The organism is Cardiobacterium sp. Marseille-Q4385, from assembly GCF_916618745.1.
GTDB lineage: Bacteria > Pseudomonadota > Gammaproteobacteria > Cardiobacteriales > Cardiobacteriaceae > Cardiobacterium.
The window spans coordinates 831,721-847,003 of the sequence record NZ_OU745373.1 but is presented as its reverse complement, the minus strand read 5'-3'; the positions used below and the strand labels follow the sequence as shown (position 1 = coordinate 847,003).

Genomic DNA, 15,283 nt, shown 5'->3' with positions numbered 1-15,283 from the left:
GCCGTGCCCGCCATCCGTCGCGCCGGCAGCGCCGACCTGCCCGCCCTGCACGCACTCGCCGACGCTGCGCACGTCTGCCGCCCCGACAGCGGCGACAGCGTCTGGCTGGCGGCAGCAGACGGCACGCCGCTGGGCTTCATCGCCTGCCGCAGCGTGCTGGACGAAATGGAACTGCTCGCGCTTGCCGTTGCCCCCGCCGCGCAGCGACAAGGTATCGCCACCGCCCTGCATCACGCCGCCCTTGCCGCCCTTGCTCCCGCCACCGCCTACCTCGAAGTGCGCGCGGACAACCACGGCGCGCAGACGCTCTATCAGCGCCTCGGCTACCGCGTCAGCGGGCGGCGCAAAGCCTACTACCCCAATCCCGACGGCAGCCGCACTGATGCGCTGCTCATGACCCTACACCCCACCGAATAACCGCCATGCCGCTCAACATCGACCCCACCGCCCTCATCCTGCTCGTCTTCGCCGCCCTCGGCGTCATCAGCCACAACGCCCCCGTTATTATCGCCTCGACCCTGCTGCTGCTCGTTCAGCAAACCCCGCTCACCCGCTACCTGCCATGGATGGAAAAAAACGGCGTCAGCCTCGGCATCATCCTGCTCACCATCGGCGTACTCAGTCCGCTGGCAAGCGGCAAAGTCACCCTCGGCATGGCAGATTTCGGCAACTGGAAAGTGCTGACCGCGATGGGCGTCGGCGTCGCCGTCGCCTGGCTGGGCGGGCGCGGCGTAACCCTGATGCTGAACCAACCCGGCGTCGTGCCGGGGCTTATCGTCGGCACCGTCATCGGCGTTGCCTTCCTCAAAGGCGTGCCGGTCGGCCCGCTCATCGCCGCCGGCATCCTTTCGCTCTTCATCGGCAAAGGAAACTGAGCGATGAAAACCCTCACCCTCTACCTCATCCGCCACGGCCAGACCGAATGGAACGTGCAGGGATTGATGCAGGGCTGGGGCGATTCGCCGCTCACCGCGCAAGGCATCCACGCTGCCCGCCTGACCGGGCGCGCCCTCTGCGACATACCTTTTGCCGCCGCTTACAGCAGCTGCCTGCCGCGTACCATCGCCACCGCCCGCCATATCCTGCACGAACGCGCCGCTCATGTACCGCTCTTTCAGCACACCGGGCTGAACGAACAACACTTCGGCAACTGGGAAGGGCGGAAAGTGGAAGACATCCGCGCCACGGCGGAGTTTCAGCAACTCGTCAACGCTCCGGCAGCGTACCGTGCCGAGACGAACGGCGGCGAAACTTGGGCACAACTTGCCACGCGCGCCCAGGCGGCTATCGATGACATCGTGCGCGTGCATGAAAGCGGCAACCTGCTCATCGTCTCGCACGGCCACACCCTGCGCCTGCTCTTGGCACTGATGCAGGGCGCGACCTGGCAAAACCATCGCGAGGCGGGGCGCAGCGAAACCCTGCACAACACCGCGATCAACATCGTCCGCTACCGGGCGGAAAACGATGACGACAGCGGCCATTTCCAGGTTGAGCGCGTGAACGATACGGCGCACCTCGCCTAAATGCTGCCACCAACCTGCTCGATGGTGTAGCGACCAAGCGCGTAGGGTGGGCTTTAGCCCACCATGAAGCCGATGAAGAAATTGTGTGGTGGGCCGCCAAGGCCCACCCTACGGTTCTGAATCCGCCAAACGGCGTACACGATCAATTCTCCTCCCGCTTGCGGGGGGAGGTGGTCGCAGGCCGGAGGGGGGGCAAAATACCAAGCGGCGTATTTGTGCGAGTTTCAGGATCGGGGGTGCGCCAAGCGGGATAAATGCGGGCTTCGCATGTAGGGTGGGCTTTAGCCCACCATGAAGCCGATGAAAAATGGTGTGGTGGGCCAAGGCCCACCCTACGGTTCTAGGTTCACCAAGCGGGGTATCTCAGCCGTTAATCTTCGCAATCAGCGCGTCGGCGAAGGCGCTGGTGGTGACTTCGGTCGCGCCGGTCATCAGGCGGGCGAAGTCGTAGGTGACGGTTTTGTCAGCAATCACCGCCGTAAAGGCGCGGTTGATGATGTCTGCCGCTTCCTGCCAGCCGATGTATTCGAGCATCATCACTCCGGAGAGCAGTATCGAGCTGGGGTTGACGCGGTTTTGTCCCGCGTGTTTCGGCGCGCTGCCGTGTGTCGCTTCAAAGATGGCCAGCCCTTCGCCGATGTTTGCCCCCGGCGCGATGCCGATGCCGCCCACTTGTGCGGCGAGAGCGTCCGAGAGGTAGTCGCCGTTCAGGTTCGGGGTGGCGATGACGTCGTATTCCGCCGGGCGCAGCAGCATTTGCTGGAACATGGCGTCGGCGATTCGGTCTTTGATGACGATTTTGCCGTCAGGCACCACGCCGCCGTGTTTTTCATCCACTTCTTTTTCGCTGATGGTCTCTGCCGGATATTCGTCGCGCGCCACTTCGTAGCCCCAGGTGCGGAAGGCACCTTCGGTGTATTTCATGATGTTGCCTTTGTGCACCAGGGTTACGCTTTTGCGTTTATGGGTGATGGCGTGTTCGATAGCCATGCGCACCAGGCGCTTGCTGCCGTATTCGGAGATGGGCTTGATACCGAGTCCCGCCCCTTCGAAGAAGTGCGCGCCGAGTTCGCGGCGCAGGAAGTCGGCGAGTTTGCGGTTTTCTTCGCTACCGGCGTCGTATTCGATACCGGCATAGACGTCTTCGGTGTTTTCGCGGTAGATGACCACGTCCACTTCTTCCGGGCGCAGCATCGGCGAGGGGACGCCGGGGTAGTAGCGCACCGGGCGGACGCAGGCGTAGAGGTCTAGTGTCTGGCGCAGGCTGACGTTGAGCGAGCGGAAGCCGCCGCCAACGGGCGTGGTGAATGGCCCTTTGATGGCGATGCGCAGCTCGCGCAGGGCGTCGCGGGTGCTGTCCGGGTAGTAGGTGCCGTATTGGGCGAAGGCGTTTTCGCCCAGCGGCAGTTCGACCCAGTGGATGTGGCGGGCATCGCCGTAGCTGCGGGCGATGGCAACGTCCCAGACGCGGCGCGCGGCCTGCATGATTTCCGGGCCGATGCCGTCGCCGCTGATGCAGCCGATACGCGGCTGGGCGGGAACGTGCCACTGGCCGTTGTCGTAGCGGATGGTTTCGCCAGAGGGGGATGTGGTCATGGTGGACTCCTTGGGTTGGGTTAGTCGTTATTGGCAACGACTATATTAGAAGTGGGGATGTACTTTCCACAGCATATGGGCGGCGATGATCAGGAGATACAGGCCAAAGGCGCGTTGCAGGGTGCTGTCGGGCAGACGGTGCGCGATTTTCACGCCCACGGGTGCGAGACAGAGGGTACTCAGCGCTAGCACGGCAGCGGCGGGCAGGTAGCAGTAGCCGAGTGAACCTGACGGCAGGCCGGTGACGTGCCAGCCGGCGAGCAGGTAACCAACGGCGCCGGACAGCGCCATCGGCCAGGCCAGTGCACCCGAGGTGCCGATTGCCTGATGCACGGGCACGTTGCCACGCAGCATGAACGGCACCGACAGGGTGCCGCCGCCGATGCCTACCCAGCTTGAGAGCAGGCCAATCACGCCGCCGCTCAGGCAGATGCCGGCAGTGCCGGGCAGGTGTCGCCCCGTCTGCGGGCGGTAGCGGCAGAGCATTTGCAGGGCGATGGCGCAGACGAAGGCGACGAAGAAGAGTTGCAGGTAGTGGGCGGGAATGCGGGCGGCGATAAAGGTGCCGAGCAGGGCACCGCCGACCATGGCCGGGGCCATGCGGCAGACGATATCCCAACGCACACTGCGTCGGCGGGCGTGCGCCAGTGCGCCGCTGAATGTGGTGCAGGCCATGACGGCGAACGAGGTACCGATGGCGAGGTGCTGGATGTGCATACCGCCGAGATGCCGTGTTTCCAGCAACCAGAGGACGATGGGCACGATAAGCAGGCCGCCGCCGATGCCGAACAGTCCGGCGAGAAATCCGGCCAGTGCGCCAGCCGTCAGCAGGGGAATAAGAACGCTCAGGGTAAACATGGCTTCCTCAGCCGCAGTCCCAGTTGTACCAGGCACGCTCGAAGCGGCGGGCGGCGAGATCGGCCGGCTCAATAAAGAAAGCCCCGACGCCGATGTCGCCCCAGCAGATGTCCACCCCTTCACCGACGTAGGAATCGAGCTGGAAGAGGAGAGTGGAAGCGGCGAGGTTGCTGTCATAAAAGCGCGGGTCGGTCTGGGTGAAGAAGGCGTGACCGCCGAGATGGTTTGTGCCTTGCTGCGTGAAGGCGGCATTGATCACATCGTTGTCGTAGCAGTTCAGCCATTGCCCGTATTCCATGCCGTAGAGCGCGGCAAAATCGGCGGTTTCGGTGAGGAGATAGTGCGGTGCGGGCGGCGCGAAGTGCATGGCATATTCGCCGGCGGCGGGGTGATACCACTCTTCCCCCTGTACCCGGTCAAACAGCGCCTGCTGCGCTGCGCGCGCAAGCGACGGGGCGGCTGTGTCGGCGAAATAAACGCAGCGGTAGCGGCTGTTGCCGCGCAAGTCGTCGAAATCCTGCCCCAGCACATCGTCATAAGCGTCGATGTAGAAAGCGAGGATGCCGTGCGCTGGCAGGCCGAGCGCCTGCGCCGCCCCTGCGGGCAGTTCTTCAAGATTGACCTGCGCCAACAGCGCCAGCGGCAGCCCTTCGGGGTTGACGGGGTAAGGCTGCGCCTGCGGCCAGTAGCCGATACCGCCGACACGCGAAGCGGTGAGCGGCAAATTGGCGGCCACGCTCAGGCGGTAAGGGATGGAAGGACGCGCCGTGGCGCGGGCTTGCGCGAGAACATCGGCGGGAAGGTGCGGCTGTAACAGGGCGAGGATGTCGGACATGGTGCTTCCTGGTAGGGATCTGCGGCTATTGTAGGGAAAAAGGGGTTTTGTTGGGTTTTCTGCGACAGGAGGTGTGAGGTTTTCACGCCCACGGGTGTGAGGCAGATGGTCCTCAGCGCCAAGAGCGCAGCGGCAGCCCTTCGGGGGACAAGATAATGCTGCGCCTGCGGCCAGTAGCCGATACCGCCGACACGCAAAGCGGTAAGCGGCAAATCGGCGGCTACGCTCAGGCGATAAGGGATGGAGGGACGCGCCGTGGCGCGGGCTTGCGCGAGAACATCGGCGGGAAGGTGCGGCTGTAATAGGGCGAGGATGTCGGACATGGTGCTTCCTGGTAGGGATCTGCGGCTATTGTAGGGAAAAAGGGGTTTTGTTGGGTTTTCTGCGACAGGAGGTGTGGTCATGATAATGGTCATACCTCACCATTCCGCCTGATGGGAGTCAGTATTGATGCCGCTTGACGGCTCCAGCGTAAAAGCCGCGCGCACAAAAAACCGCGCCGGAGCGCGGTTTGTTTGCAGGAGTGCTGGTTATTGGCGAATAGCACCGAAGCTGCCGGAGAGGCGTTGCACGGTGTCGCTGAACAGGCCGCCGAGTTCGCGGGCATTGTCGCCGTAGAAGTGGCCGCCGCTGCTGACGGCAGCGCCGTTGGCGGTAGCGAAGCTGTTACCGTTGATGGTGGCGTTGATGGTCACCGGCGTGAAGGTCACGCTGTGGTCTTTCGAGGTGATGGTGCCGTTTAGGGTTTTGGCAGCGAAGTCGGCGGTGAAACGGGTATCGCCGGTGCCGGCCTCGCCGTTGCGTACAAAGGCCGCCTGTCCGACGTATTGGGCGGTGCCGCTGCCCGGCATGCGGGCGGTCGGCGTGCCCTGGCTGAAGATGTAGTCTTCGTTGCCGGATTTGATGTAGCCGTAGCGGCTGTTCTGGTAATCGAAGTTGCTGACGACGAAGATTTCATAGCTTTTGCCGTCCCGGCTGCGGATGTTGGTCGTCGTGATGCTGCCGTTTTCGTTAACAGGGCGCAGGTTGAACTGCTTGCCGTTGACGTTCAGGGTATTGAGATTGTCGCTGCCGATGTTGAGGGTGCGGTGGCTGCTGTTGATGGTGCTACCACTGGGGACGACGACCGCCGTGCCGCGATAGATACCGCTGACGCTGTTACCGGCATTGTTACCGGGGATATTGGCGGGCGGCGTGCCGGGATCAAGCGGCGGATTGTTGTCGCCACCACCACCGCCACCGCAGGCGGTCAGTAGTAGGGCGGTGCTCAGGCTCAGGGATAGGCGGATGTTGTTTTGCATAGGTGCTCCTCTGTTGGTGGGATGGTTGTTCATAGTGCTTCGTCGTCCAGTTCGCCGGTGCGGATGCGCACCACCCGTTCCAGCGAGGTGACGAAGATTTTGCCGTCGCCGATTTTGCCGGAGTTGGCAGTATCGCGGATGGTTTCCACCACCCGCTCGGCAAGATCGTCGCTGACCGCGATTTCCAGTTTCAGTTTCGGCAGGAAATCGATGACGTATTCCGCGCCGCGATAGAGTTCGGTGTGCCCTTTCTGCCGTCCGAAGCCTTTTACTTCGGTGACGGTGATGCCCTGCACGCCGATGTCGGACAGGGCTTCACGCACGTCATCGAGTTTGAACGGCTTGATGATGGCGGTGATCATCTTCATCGGCGTGCCTCACTCAGTCGAATTGGTAGAAATCGGCGTCGCTGTCGCTGTAACGGCGCGGACGGTAACCTTCCCACTTATGGAAGTGGCGGTCGATGTCCTTGTGCACATCCAGCGCCATTGCGAACATCGCCATGCGCATGGTCACGCCGTTATCCGCCTGGCGGAAGATGGCGAGGTTCGGCAGGGTGTCGAGGTCGGTCGCAAGGTCGAAGGCACCGGGACGGCTGTCGCGTGGCAGCGGGTGCATGATGATGATGTCTTTCGGTGCGTATTCCGTGATGGCGGTGTGGTTGATGCGGTAATCCTCGCTGTAGCCTTCCATTTCTTCGCCGCCTTCGATGCGCTCGCGCTGGATGCGGGTGGCGTATACCACATCCGCGCCGGGCAGACCGTTGGCGATGCTGTCAAATTCGCGCACATGGTGGCCGGCGGCTTTCAGGCTGTCGAGCAGTTCCTGCGGCGCGGCAAGGGCAGACGGGGCGACGAAGTGGAAGGTGATGTTGCGGAAGAGGCGCAGCAGGCGGCAGAGCGAATGGATGGTGCGGCCATGTTTCAGGTCGCCGACCATGGCAATGGTCATGCCATCGATGGTCTTGCCGAGGCGGTCGAACTCACTGCTGATGGTGTAGTAGTCCAACAGTGCCTGACTGGGGTGTTCGCCGGTGCCGTCGCCCGCGTTAATGACCGGTACGCGCAGGCCCTTGGCGAATTGGGCGACCGAACCGGTTTCCGGGTGGCGCATGACGATAGCGTCGGCATAGCCGGCGATAACGCGCGCGGTGTCTTCCAGCGATTCGCCTTTGGAAATGGAAGAGAAGGTGAAACCGGTGGTGTCGCAGACGCGGCCGCCCAGGCGGGAGAAGGCGGTGTGGAAACTGATGCGGGTGCGGGTGCTGGCTTCAAAGAAGAGGTTGGCCATGACCGCGCCGTCGAGGACATTGCAGCGGTACTGGCGGCGGGCGACCGGTTCGAGCGTCTGCGCGACAGCGAGCAGGGCTTCGAGATCGGGGCGGGTGAATTGGTCGATGGAAAGGATATGACGACCGGCTAGTGACATGGTTTTGGCTCCGTGTGAATTTGCCGCATTATAGACCTGTCGTAAACAGTCGGAGAAAATTGATGATTGCCCTGATTCAGCGGGTTAATGAAGCCTCGGTGACGGTGGATGGCGCGACGGTCGCTGCCATCGGGCACGGACTCTTGGCGCTTATCGGCATCGAAAAAACCGATACCGCCGCGCAGGCCGCCCGCTTGCAGCAGAAACTACTGAACTACCGCGTATTTGCCGACGCCGACGGCAAAATGAACCTGAATGTGATTGACGCGGCGGGCGAACTGCTGCTCGTCTCGCAATTCACCCTCGCCGCCAATACCACAAAAGGCAACCGCCCCGGCTTCGACCCGGCGATGCCACCGGATGCAGCAGAAGTGATGTTCGCCCGCTTCTGCGCCGACGTGCAACGGGAATATCCGCGCGTGCAAAGCGGCGTCTTCGGCGCGCATATGCAGGTGGCGTTGGTTAACGACGGCCCGGTGACGTTCTGGCTGCAGGTGTAGCGCGACAGATCCCAGCAAGTGGGATAGAGATAGCTATACACAATCCTAAACTTATAAGTAAGAGGGTAATAATGGTTTTTAGGTAATAATATTTTTAAAATTAAGAAGAATATTAGATAATTTCTCCAATATATTAGTTAAGCCTTCGAATCTAGAGGCTTTGTTTAATATTTCTTCTATGCTTCCATCTTGCTTTCTTATATTAGTGCTATTATTTAGTTTGTCTATTGATTTAATAATACTTTTAGCTTGTTTGGTATTTATATTTTTCATTTTTTCACGTAATTCATTTAGTGTTTTTCTAAGTTCAATAATTATTTCATCAGCATCTGTTGATAACGAGTAGTGAGGGCAAGTGCACTCAGCATTGTTGCATGATGGACAGCCATTAATATATAAAGATGACATAAGAAAATCAATAGGTTGATGTCTTTCACCATATAATGAAATTAACCACGCGCTTACATCTGATACCTCATATATAATGTCATCTTTAAGTTCATGTAATAATTTCTCGTTTTTATTTTGGGGTTCTAAACTATAGGTTAATAGATATTTGCTATATGCAGCATGTAATTCACCCTTTTCCTCTTCTAATTTCCCTAGTGGGAAAGAAAAATAGCCATATGTAGTCAAGATTTTATTTGATGGGTAAATCTTATTTATTCTTTCTGCAAAAGATGTTAATGATAAACGAGCATTTGAGTTCCGAATAGCACTCTCTTTCATAAAGAGCTCGTTCTTATATTCGTCCTGACTCAATTCTTGACCTGTATTCGGATGAAAGGATTTCTTTTTCGTAATTGAACAACTACATGGTATAGTTAAACAGTATCTACAAACTCCAGGGAATCCTTTTTGTAGGGCATCTTCTAAATCAAGATTAAAATGCTCGCAAATAGCGAATAGCCATGCAAATGATTTTGCAATATAGGTATTTACTTTTTCTTGTACATTAACATCAAGATGATTATGGTTAAAGCCTTTGGCAATTTGTCCTGTTTTTGTTGAAAAATGAAGCATTTTATAATCAATGCTTAATGCTTTGTTGTTTTTTCCATAAATATCAGTCATTTTTCTTTGCCAATCTCGAATGTACATGGAATTCTCCCTAAAATAAAAATATACCTAAAAATCCATCTCGCAAGACAGTTTTAGAACGCGTTCATGATATATAAGTGACACTACGTCATAACTGTTCCAGCTAAATAGGTTCCAAACCGAGTTGAGATAATAAGATTATTTACTTTTTGCCCAAGCAATAATTGTGCCATCATATGTAAGTTTATATTAATCAGTTAGTTGTGCCGACGGCAAAATGAACCTGAATGTGATCGATGCGGCGGGCGAACTGCTGCTCGTCTCGCAATTCCCCCTCGCCGCCAACACCACAAAAGGCAACCGCCCCGGCTTCGACCCGGCGATGCCGCCGGATGCGGCGGAAGCGATGTTCGCCCGCTTCTGCGCCGACGTGCAGCGGGAATACCCGCGCGTGCAAAGCGGCGTCTTCGGTGCGCATATGCAGGTGGCGCTGGTCAACGATGGCCCGGTGACGTTCTGGTTGCAGGTGTAGCGGAGCGCCTTCGTGCGCGATAAAAAATCCCCCCGGTGGGGAGGTCTTTATGAAGAGCAGGCGCAAGCCTGCTTTTGCGTTCGAGGATATCGGACGAGGCCAGTCATGACGCCGCTTGGCGGGCCCAGTAACCATGCCGCTTGGCACGAAACCCTTTCCCCCACTTGCGGGGGAAAGTGGCCGATATCCTGCTTGGCGGGGCATTGGTGCACATCTTTGTGCATAGCTATCTATACATTTTGCAGTGAGAGAAAATCTTTTTAAAAACAGCGGATAATCCCTCCTCCCGCTTGCAGGAGGAGGGGCTCCCATGAAAAAAATGCCTGCATTTTTTTCATGGGTACCTGGGAGGTGTCGCGAAGCGACGGAGGAGGGGCAAAAAACGCTTATCTGTCCCGCTTGACGAGATTCGTCCTGCGGACGAACGCCCTCACCCCTACCCCTTTCTCGCTACGCGAGCTGTTCCAGTCCCGCAAGCGGGCGAGGGGATTCTCTTTGTTTTTCAGCTATTTTTGCAATTGTTGAGATGGCAGATACCTATGCATCTTTGTGGCAAGCGGCGCAATTTTGTCATGCGCAGATGTTCCATAAAAAACGGCGGACGGTTGTCCGCCGTGAGGATTGGGAAGGAGTTATAAATTGACTTTGGCTGCGGCTTTTTCTGCCTCGGTTTGGGAGGTATTTTTTTGTGTTGCAGTGGCGGCTTCGTCCACAAATGTTCGGATAATAACAGCTTTACTTCCATTAATATTAAGACCAATGAAGAGACCCTGGCCTTTGACTTTTAATACGTTTTTAACGTTGAATAAGTTTTTAGTGGGCTCTGAAGCCTGTGTCTTATCACATTCACCCCAACATAATAGGCGCTGGGATGGGGCAATTTCTTCACCATAGAGCGCAATAACCGCACTGTTGGTTTCCAAAGAGGGTTCACCGTATTTCTGTACAGCTTTTTCCCGTACAGCAAGTTGCCAGTTATTGATAAAGTCCTTGTCACTCGTATCGTTTAGGTCGATTTTTTGTGCTGCAAAGATGGCAACTGTCTTGGAGTCTAGCAAAAGAACGCCAAATTCTTCTTTGCCACAAGCGAGAGAGCTTAAATTGATATTGCCCATAGTTATAGGTTGCTCTTCATATTTTCCATTTTTTGTCTTCTCACAATATGCTTTTACTAAGGCTGCCGCTTCTTCCCCTTCATTCCCAATTTAATTCCTTCAATATCCACCGAAGCGATATCAAGGGCGGCGAAGGCGGGTAAGGTGACAGCGGCAAGCAGGGCAAGGCAGGTTTTTTTCATGGGTTTCTCCGTGGGTTGTGAATGTTTTGCCGCTTGAGATGGTAGCACAGCGTGTATCGCGGCAATCCCTGTAAAAACACCCGCCGTGGCGGGTGTTTTCTTGATCCGGCAAGTGGTTATGGCGACGGCGCGGTCAAATCCGCTTCCGGCTTCCAGTCCACTTCTTCGCCACGCAGTAGCGCCGCAATCATCGCCTCTGTTTCGGCGTCGTCGGCTTTGGCAATCATCGCCATGCGTTCGTTGCCGAAGCGGGGCAGGTCGGGGTCGTAGGCATCCGCCATCAGGCGCACGCTGTGGCGGTCGCGGTGATAGTAGAAGTCGCTGATTTTCTGCGCCAGCGCGATGTCCATGCCGAGCATTTCCAGGGCAATCCGCCCGCTGCGCATCGCCGCGTCGAAAGTTTCGCGGACGATTTCCTGTGCGCCTGCGCGGTAGAGTGCGTAAACGTGCAGGCGGTCGTAGGCGCGGGCAAGGATGGGCAGCTGTGGGTAGCGTTTGCGAGCTTCTTCGACGATGGCGGTGGCCTGTTCGGCGTTGTCGATGGCGACCACCAGCAGTTGTGCCTTGGCAATGCCCGCTGCTTCCAGCAGTTCCGGGCGGGAGGCGTCGCCGAAGTAGGTTTTGATGCCGTATTTGGCAAGGCCTTCCACGGTTTCCACGTCGTAGTCGATGACGGTGGTGTGGTAGCCACAGGATTCGAGGAGGCCGTCGATTATCTGCCCGAAGCGGCCGTGGCCGAGGATGATGATGGGGTTTTCTTCGGCGATGGTATCGGCCTGGCGCGGGTCTTGTCCGACAGCGGCCGCGCGCGGGATGAAGAATTTTTCGTATGCGATGAAGAGCAGCGGCGTGAACAGCATGGAGAGCGCCACCACGAGTAACAGGCGGTCTGCCACGGCCTGCGGCATCACGGCGTTTTGCACCACAAAGGACAGCAGAACGAAGCCGAATTCCCCCGCCTGGGCAAGGCTGAGGGCGAAGAGGCGGTTGTTCAGGCCGCGCTGGCGGAAGAGTTTGCCAAGGACGTGCAGCACCGCCGCTTTCACCAGCATCACTGCCAGCGTCAGGCAGAGGATGGTGCCAAATTCGTTAAAGAGCAGGTCGAAATCGATACCCGCGCCGACGGTGATGAAGAAGAGGCCGAGCAGGAGACCCTTGAAGGGTTCCAGTGTGCTTTCCAGTTCGTGCCGGTATTCGCTATCGGCCAGTACCACCCCGGCGACGAAGGCGCCAAGCGCAGGCGAGAGGCCGATCAGGCTCATCAGCGCGGCAATACCGATTATCAGCGCCAGCGCCGTCGCCGTGTACATCTCGCGCAGGTGCGAGCGGGTGATGTAGCGGAAAAACGGGCGGGTGAGGAAGTGGGCGCCGCCGACGATTCCGCCGATGACCGCGACAATCAGCGCCGCTTTCTGCCAGGCGGACATGCCGTCGAGCAGGGTCGCCGCTTCATGACTCTCTGCGTGTCCAGTCAGCCCCGGCAGGGCAAGCATTGGCAATAGCGCCAGCATTGGAATGACGGCGATATCCTGAAAGAGCAGCACGGAAAACGCCGATTGTCCGCCCGGACTGCCGAGTAATCCCTTCTCGCCGAGAGTCTGCAACACGATCGCGGTGGATGACAGCGCCAGCACACAGCCGGCAGCGATCGCCACCCGCCACGATTGACCCAGCAGCATGGCGCAGCCGGCAATCACCGCTATCGTCAACAGCACCTGCAAACCGCCAAGACCAAACAGTTTGGCGCGCAGTTTCCACAGCATCGCCGGTTCCAGTTCGAGCCCGATAAGGAATAGCATGATGACCACGCCAAATTCGGCAATGTGCTGCACATCGTGCATTTCTGCGCCGACGAAATGAAATACCGGGCCGATGAGGATGCCCGCCAGCAGATAACCCAGCACCGAACCGAGACCAAGCCGTTTTGACACCGGCACGACCAGCACCGCTGCCCCCAAATAGACAAATGCAGAAGAGAGAAGGGAAGTCATAAAAATCCTTTATATGAGGTAACGAGACGGGCGCACCGCACACCCGCAGGAAAAACATTTGGGGCAGGGCAGAAAAAAACAAGGTAAGCGAACGTCAGCTGCCAACTAGCGCAGCCAAAACCGCCCACGCCGCATCGCCGCAAACGTCGCCAGCACCAGCAGCGCAATCCCGCCGCTGCCAGTCACCACCATCACCCATGCCAGGAACGGCATCATGCCTTGTGCCAGCAAATGCAGGCCGCAGCCGCACATTGACGCAAGGCCGAACGAAAACCCCCAGAAGCTCATAAAAAAGCCATCGCTTAACAGCCACGGCAGCAGCCGCAACAAAAACAGCCCCTGCAAGCAGCCATACCCGATCAGCATCAGGGCAAAACCATCCACTGCCCCACCATGCACGGCGAAATACGCGCCGCAGGCGACAAACGGCGGTGCCAACTGAATCCCGACAATTCCGCGCACCGCTGGCGCCAGCGCCTGTTCAACCCGCAGCCGCAACAAAATCGCCCCTTCCAGACTCAGCCACGAAAATACCCCCATTCCGAAAAACAGCCAGGCGTAGTCCGTGAATCCCAGCGCGGCGAATGCCGAGGTGCTGACAAACGCAGCGGCAACCGTTGGCAAATACACCACCGGCGTCGTCGCCGCGAGCGTGTGCGAACCGCGCCACAAACCCGCCGCACGATACATGGCAAACGCCAGCTGCGCGCCAACCCCCAGCATCACGGCCAGCATCGCCGGCAGACGGGCATACGGCAACAGCGCCATCGCCAGCAACAACAGCGTGATAGGGATCATGCTCAAAAAACAGCACTGCACCAAATCCTGCAAATCGGCGAGAAAATCCGCGCGGAAACGCCAGACTTTAACGGCATAAGCGGCGATTAACAGCAGCCACAACAGCGCGGCGACCGCCAACAGCGCTTCAGCCGACCAGGATGGTGCAAACCCCTTGGTCGCCCCATAACGCCACGACAACCCCAGCGCGGACAAACCAAGCGGCATACTGAAGTAACTGAGCGGAACCGGAAACTTGCGCGACGGTGCAGCAGGCGAAGAAACAGACATGACAGTGCTCCAGATAAAAGAAAAATTATAGACAGCGCTCATCCTTGAGCCATCTCTAAAAACCCCGTGATTGGCTCGTTTGGTGAGGCCAGTATTTACGTCGCTTGGCGGGAAGCCGGTATTTAAGCCGCTCGTCGCGACCAGCGCCGCACCGCTTCTTCCAGCAGCATTGGCACCGGCATCGTGCTGGTGTAGTCCGTGCAGTCTTCGCCGAGGTGGTGCAGGGCGGCGAGCAGGTTGGCTGCCGGGGTTGCGTCGTTCAGGGCGGGGGCGTGGTTCTGCTTGCTCAGTTTGCTGCCGTCCGGATTGAGCAGCAGCGGCAGGTGCAGGTAGCGCGGCTGTGGCAGGCCGAGCAGGCTTTGCAGGGTGAGGTGGATGGCCGTCGCTGCTACCAGGTCTTGTCCGCGCACGATGTCCGTCACTCCTTGCAAGGCGTCGTCAACCACCACTGCCAGCGCGTAGGCGATATCGCCGTCGCGGCGACGCAGGACGGGATCGCCGATGTCGTCCGCCAGCGAGAAGCGGCAATCCCCCAGCAGGCGGTCGTGGAAGGTCACGGTCGTATCCGGCAGGCGCAGGCGGATGGCGGCGTCCATCGGGGTGAGGCTGGTGAGGGCTTTTTCGCGGCAGGTGCCGGGGTAGATTGAGCCTAATGCCCCCATGCGGGCGCCCTCGTGCCAGTGTTTGCGGCTGCACTCGCAGGGGTAGAGCTGCGGGCGCAAGCGGTCGAGCGCGGCTAGGTAGTCGGCAAGATGCGCCGATTGCACCCGCACCGTGCCGTCGTGATGCAGGCCGTGGCAGTGCAGCGAGTGCATTTGCGCGGCGATGTAGTCGGCACGGCTGCGGCTGCTGTCCACGTCTTCCACGCGCAGCAGCCAGCGCCCGCCGTGCGCGCGGGCATCCAGGAAACTGCCGATGGCGGCGACGAGTGAGCCGAGGTGTAGCGGCCCGCTAGGGGTAGGCGCGAAGCGGCCGATATAGGGGATGGTGTTCATGGTGCTGTTGTAGCATCACGCGGCAGGAAGCGCCAGTACAATGACGGTCTGTTTTTTCTGGTGATGTTCATGTCTTATCTGCTTTATGTCCGCCTGGGTTGCCATCTCTGTGCTGATGCGGCGGCGCTGCTGGCGGCGGCGAATGTGCCCGCCCAGCGCGTCAATATCGATCGCGATCCCGCCTTGCGGGCGCAATATGACACGCTGGTGCCCGTCCTCTACGATCCCGCTCGCGACCGTGAGCTGATTTATCCCTTTGATGCCGCCGATATTGCCCGTTTCTGCGCGCCTGCCGCAGCAGATTAACCTGGGCGG

19 protein-coding genes are annotated in these 15,283 nt (G+C 58.5%); 6 read left to right on the top strand and 13 right to left on the bottom strand.

What is annotated here, in order from left to right; translation table 11 throughout:
• The first annotated feature begins 3 nt into the window (after positions 1 to 3).
• Genes LG374_RS04005 through LG374_RS03995 form a run of 3 tightly spaced genes read left to right on the top strand, consistent with a single transcriptional unit; the run spans position 4 to position 1,526 of the window.
• Positions 4 to 417: a GNAT family N-acetyltransferase gene (locus tag LG374_RS04005; RefSeq protein ID WP_225756500.1), complete on the top strand. Its 414-nt coding sequence runs from the start codon at positions 4 to 6 to the stop codon at positions 415 to 417.
• A gap of 5 nt (positions 418 to 422) precedes the next feature.
• The gene (locus LG374_RS04000) at positions 423 to 875 is read left to right on the top strand and encodes a DUF441 domain-containing protein (protein WP_225756499.1); all 453 of its coding nucleotides are present in this window, start codon (positions 423 to 425) and stop codon (positions 873 to 875) included.
• 3 nt (positions 876 to 878) lie between these two features.
• On the top strand, positions 879 to 1,526 hold the full coding sequence (locus LG374_RS03995; protein ID WP_225756498.1) for a histidine phosphatase family protein: 648 nt from the start codon (positions 879 to 881) through the stop codon (positions 1,524 to 1,526).
• Between the two features lie 363 nt (positions 1,527 to 1,889).
• Here LG374_RS03995 and icd read toward each other — a convergent pair whose 3' ends face one another.
• From icd to pyrB, 7 genes are all read right to left on the bottom strand, one after another.
• A complete protein-coding gene (gene icd / locus LG374_RS03990) occupies positions 1,890 to 3,122 on the bottom strand; it encodes an isocitrate dehydrogenase (NADP(+)) (RefSeq protein WP_225756497.1) in 1,233 nt (410 codons plus the stop codon).
• A gap of 45 nt (positions 3,123 to 3,167) precedes the next feature.
• A complete protein-coding gene (locus LG374_RS03985) occupies positions 3,168 to 3,980 on the bottom strand; it encodes a sulfite exporter TauE/SafE family protein (protein ID WP_225756496.1) in 813 nt (270 codons plus the stop codon).
• A 7-nt stretch (positions 3,981 to 3,987) separates the two neighbouring features.
• Positions 3,988 to 4,815: a YwqG family protein gene (locus LG374_RS03980; protein WP_225756495.1), complete on the bottom strand. Its 828-nt coding sequence runs from the start codon at positions 4,813 to 4,815 to the stop codon at positions 3,988 to 3,990.
• Complete coding sequence (locus LG374_RS03975; protein WP_225756494.1) at positions 4,719 to 5,138, bottom strand: hypothetical protein; 420 nt, start codon at positions 5,136 to 5,138, stop codon at positions 4,719 to 4,721. Before LG374_RS03975 ends, LG374_RS03980 begins: the two co-directional genes overlap by 97 nt.
• A gap of 207 nt (positions 5,139 to 5,345) precedes the next feature.
• Entirely contained in the window at positions 5,346 to 6,116 is a 771-nt protein-coding gene (locus LG374_RS03970; RefSeq protein WP_225756493.1) for a transferrin-binding protein-like solute binding protein, read from the bottom strand.
• Positions 6,117 to 6,145: 29 nt separating this feature from the next.
• Positions 6,146 to 6,484: a P-II family nitrogen regulator gene (gene glnK, locus LG374_RS03965; RefSeq protein ID WP_079541692.1), complete on the bottom strand. Its 339-nt coding sequence runs from the start codon at positions 6,482 to 6,484 to the stop codon at positions 6,146 to 6,148.
• Positions 6,485 to 6,497: 13 nt separating this feature from the next.
• Positions 6,498 to 7,544 (bottom strand): aspartate carbamoyltransferase, encoded by a 1,047-nt coding sequence (pyrB, locus tag LG374_RS03960; RefSeq protein ID WP_225756492.1) that lies wholly within the window; start codon positions 7,542 to 7,544, stop codon positions 6,498 to 6,500.
• A 62-nt stretch (positions 7,545 to 7,606) separates the two neighbouring features.
• On the opposite strand from pyrB, the gene dtd reads away from it, so the two are divergent.
• Positions 7,607 to 8,044, top strand: a complete 438-nt coding sequence (gene dtd / locus LG374_RS03955; RefSeq protein ID WP_225756491.1) for a D-aminoacyl-tRNA deacylase — start codon at positions 7,607 to 7,609, stop codon at positions 8,042 to 8,044.
• A 78-nt stretch (positions 8,045 to 8,122) separates the two neighbouring features.
• Here the strand turns inward: dtd and LG374_RS03950 are convergent, their stop codons facing one another.
• Positions 8,123 to 9,145, bottom strand: a complete 1,023-nt coding sequence (locus LG374_RS03950) for a hypothetical protein (protein ID WP_225756490.1) — start codon at positions 9,143 to 9,145, stop codon at positions 8,123 to 8,125.
• Positions 9,146 to 9,362: 217 nt separating this feature from the next.
• Here LG374_RS03950 and LG374_RS03945 point away from each other — a divergent pair, with 217 nt between their 5' ends.
• Positions 9,363 to 9,617 carry a D-aminoacyl-tRNA deacylase gene (locus LG374_RS03945; RefSeq protein WP_225756489.1) on the top strand — a complete coding sequence of 85 codons (255 nt, stop codon included), beginning with the start codon at positions 9,363 to 9,365 and terminating at the stop codon, positions 9,615 to 9,617.
• 632 nt (positions 9,618 to 10,249) lie between these two features.
• Here LG374_RS03945 and LG374_RS03940 read toward each other — a convergent pair.
• The 5 genes from LG374_RS03940 to gluQRS form a co-directional block, all read right to left on the bottom strand.
• Positions 10,250 to 10,732 carry a hypothetical protein gene (locus LG374_RS03940; RefSeq protein WP_225756488.1) on the bottom strand — a complete coding sequence of 161 codons (483 nt, stop codon included), beginning with the start codon at positions 10,730 to 10,732 and terminating at the stop codon, positions 10,250 to 10,252.
• 56 nt (positions 10,733 to 10,788) lie between these two features.
• Entirely contained in the window at positions 10,789 to 10,914 is a 126-nt protein-coding gene (locus LG374_RS12400; RefSeq protein WP_255594402.1) for a hypothetical protein, read from the bottom strand.
• Between the two features lie 116 nt (positions 10,915 to 11,030).
• Positions 11,031 to 12,905 (bottom strand): monovalent cation:proton antiporter-2 (CPA2) family protein, encoded by a 1,875-nt coding sequence (locus LG374_RS03935; RefSeq protein WP_225756487.1) that lies wholly within the window; start codon positions 12,903 to 12,905, stop codon positions 11,031 to 11,033.
• A 105-nt stretch (positions 12,906 to 13,010) separates the two neighbouring features.
• The gene (tehA, locus tag LG374_RS03930) at positions 13,011 to 13,973 is read right to left on the bottom strand and encodes a dicarboxylate transporter/tellurite-resistance protein TehA (RefSeq protein WP_225756486.1); all 963 of its coding nucleotides are present in this window, start codon (positions 13,971 to 13,973) and stop codon (positions 13,011 to 13,013) included.
• A 122-nt stretch (positions 13,974 to 14,095) separates the two neighbouring features.
• Positions 14,096 to 14,968 (bottom strand): tRNA glutamyl-Q(34) synthetase GluQRS, encoded by an 873-nt coding sequence (gene gluQRS, locus LG374_RS03925; RefSeq protein ID WP_225756485.1) that lies wholly within the window; start codon positions 14,966 to 14,968, stop codon positions 14,096 to 14,098.
• Between the two features lie 69 nt (positions 14,969 to 15,037).
• Between gluQRS and LG374_RS03920 the strand changes: the two genes are divergently transcribed.
• A complete protein-coding gene (locus LG374_RS03920) occupies positions 15,038 to 15,274 on the top strand; it encodes a glutaredoxin family protein (protein ID WP_225756484.1) in 237 nt (78 codons plus the stop codon).
• The last annotated feature ends 9 nt before the right edge of the window (positions 15,275 to 15,283 follow it).

Coding starts and splice junctions, on each gene's coding strand:
- LG374_RS03980 (WP_225756495.1), bottom strand. CDS start 4,815: ATGTCCGACATCCTCGCCCTGTTACAGCCGCACCTTCCCGCCGATGTT.
- pyrB (WP_225756492.1), bottom strand. CDS start 7,544: ATGTCACTAGCCGGTCGTCATATCCTTTCCATCGACCAATTCACCCGC.
- LG374_RS03940 (WP_225756488.1), bottom strand. CDS start 10,732: ATGGGCAATATCAATTTAAGCTCTCTCGCTTGTGGCAAAGAAGAATTT.
- dtd (WP_225756491.1), top strand. CDS start 7,607: ATGATTGCCCTGATTCAGCGGGTTAATGAAGCCTCGGTGACGGTGGAT.
- LG374_RS12400 (WP_255594402.1), bottom strand. CDS start 10,914: ATGAAAAAAACCTGCCTTGCCCTGCTTGCCGCTGTCACCTTACCCGCC.
- tehA (WP_225756486.1), bottom strand. CDS start 13,973: ATGTCTGTTTCTTCGCCTGCTGCACCGTCGCGCAAGTTTCCGGTTCCG.
- icd (WP_225756497.1), bottom strand. CDS start 3,122: ATGACCACATCCCCCTCTGGCGAAACCATCCGCTACGACAACGGCCAG.
- LG374_RS03985 (WP_225756496.1), bottom strand. CDS start 3,980: ATGTTTACCCTGAGCGTTCTTATTCCCCTGCTGACGGCTGGCGCACTG.
- LG374_RS03950 (WP_225756490.1), bottom strand. CDS start 9,145: ATGTACATTCGAGATTGGCAAAGAAAAATGACTGATATTTATGGAAAA.
- LG374_RS04000 (WP_225756499.1), top strand. CDS start 423: ATGCCGCTCAACATCGACCCCACCGCCCTCATCCTGCTCGTCTTCGCC.
- LG374_RS03975 (WP_225756494.1), bottom strand. CDS start 5,138: ATGTCCGACATCCTCGCCCTATTACAGCCGCACCTTCCCGCCGATGTT.
- LG374_RS03970 (WP_225756493.1), bottom strand. CDS start 6,116: ATGCAAAACAACATCCGCCTATCCCTGAGCCTGAGCACCGCCCTACTA.
- LG374_RS03935 (WP_225756487.1), bottom strand. CDS start 12,905: ATGACTTCCCTTCTCTCTTCTGCATTTGTCTATTTGGGGGCAGCGGTG.
- LG374_RS03920 (WP_225756484.1), top strand. CDS start 15,038: ATGTCTTATCTGCTTTATGTCCGCCTGGGTTGCCATCTCTGTGCTGAT.
- gluQRS (WP_225756485.1), bottom strand. CDS start 14,968: ATGAACACCATCCCCTATATCGGCCGCTTCGCGCCTACCCCTAGCGGG.
- LG374_RS03995 (WP_225756498.1), top strand. CDS start 879: ATGAAAACCCTCACCCTCTACCTCATCCGCCACGGCCAGACCGAATGG.
- glnK (WP_079541692.1), bottom strand. CDS start 6,484: ATGAAGATGATCACCGCCATCATCAAGCCGTTCAAACTCGATGACGTG.
- LG374_RS03945 (WP_225756489.1), top strand. CDS start 9,363: ATGAACCTGAATGTGATCGATGCGGCGGGCGAACTGCTGCTCGTCTCG.